Source organism: Pseudonocardia sp. SID8383 (assembly GCF_009864975.1).
Classification (GTDB): domain Bacteria; phylum Actinomycetota; class Actinomycetes; order Mycobacteriales; family Pseudonocardiaceae; genus Pseudonocardia; species Pseudonocardia alni.
In genome coordinates this window covers 1-1,226 of the sequence record NZ_WWFY01000731.1, presented here as the reverse complement: position 1 = coordinate 1,226, position 1,226 = coordinate 1, and the positions used below count along the sequence as shown (strand labels likewise).

Genomic DNA, 1,226 nt, shown 5'->3' with positions numbered 1-1,226 from the left:
CAGCGCGGGCGCGGCGGTCCCGCCGCTGCGCTCGGCGACGAGCTCGCGGACACACCGGGCGATCACGCCCGCGCGCTTGCGGACGATCCAGTGCCCGCCGGGCAGGTAGCGGACCCGCAGGTCGGGGGCGTACCCGGCGGCACTCGTCGCCATCGCGGGGGAGACGTAGGCGTCGCCGAGCGGAGCCAGGATCTGTACCGGGACGTCGGTGCGGCGCGGCTGCGGGCGGCCGAGCCGCCGCGGCAGGTTCCGCCGGTAGAGCTCCAGGCCGTTGACCGCGTCGCGCACCGAGGGGCGCGGGATCCGCTCGGTCCGCGCCACCAGCGCGCCGAGCAGCCCGCTGCGGATCATCAGCTCGGGCAGCACCGGCACCCGGAACGCCAGCGTGTACCAGGAGTGCAGCGCCTGGGTGAGCACCGGCCGCAGGTCGCGGAGCCCGCGGCGGCGCAGGAACAGCGCCACGTGGTCCAGGCACGGGCCGGAGATCGAGGTGAACGACGCGACCCGGCCGTCCATCGCCGAGGGGGTGCCGCCCTCGCGCGTGACGGCGTGCCAGGTCTGGATCGAGCCCCAGTCGTGGGCGAGCAGGTGCACCGGGGCGTCGGGGGAGACGGCGTCGGTCACCGTGCGCAGGTCGGCGGCGAGGAGCTCCAGGTCGTAGCCGGCCGGGGCGCCGGGCGCGGCCGAGCCCCCGTGGCCGCGCACGTCGTAGGTGACGACGTGGTGGTCGGCGGCGAGGTCCGCGGCGACGCGGTCCCACACGTGCCGGTCGTCGGGGTAGCCGTGCACCGCGACGACCGTCGGGTGCGACGGGTCGCCCCGCTCCTCCACGACCAGCTCCAGGCCGTCCTGCGTGGTCACCGTCCGGGTGCGGCTCGCGGACTCCACCTCGTTGTGAGACACGCCGTCATCGTAGAAAACGTGTCAACAAGGCGCCACCCCTGGCCCGTCACCCGTCCCGGGCGGCCGGGCGGGACCGGTGATCGCGACGAGCGAGGGGTGCGGTGCCGGACCCGGCACCGCACCCCTCGCAGAAGACGATCACCGCGCCGCCGACGGCTGCGCCCGGGTCAGCCCCGGTCGTCGGCAGTGCGGGTGGGGTGCGGCGCCCGACCGGCCGCCCACATCGTCCCGACCCGGGCGGCCACCGCCTCGTGCGCGGCTGCGGTCGCGGTCCCCGTGGTGCGGACCCCGGCCAGCGCGTAGAGCAGCTCGCCGTCGGCGCC

Annotated in this window: 1 protein-coding gene; it reads right to left on the bottom strand. The window is 76.8% G+C overall.

What is annotated here, in order from left to right:
- On the bottom strand, window positions 1-903 hold a 903-nt coding region (locus GTW08_RS17650; RefSeq protein ID WP_346009923.1), incomplete at its 3' end, for an alpha/beta fold hydrolase.
- Window positions 904-1,226 lie beyond the last annotated feature (323 nt).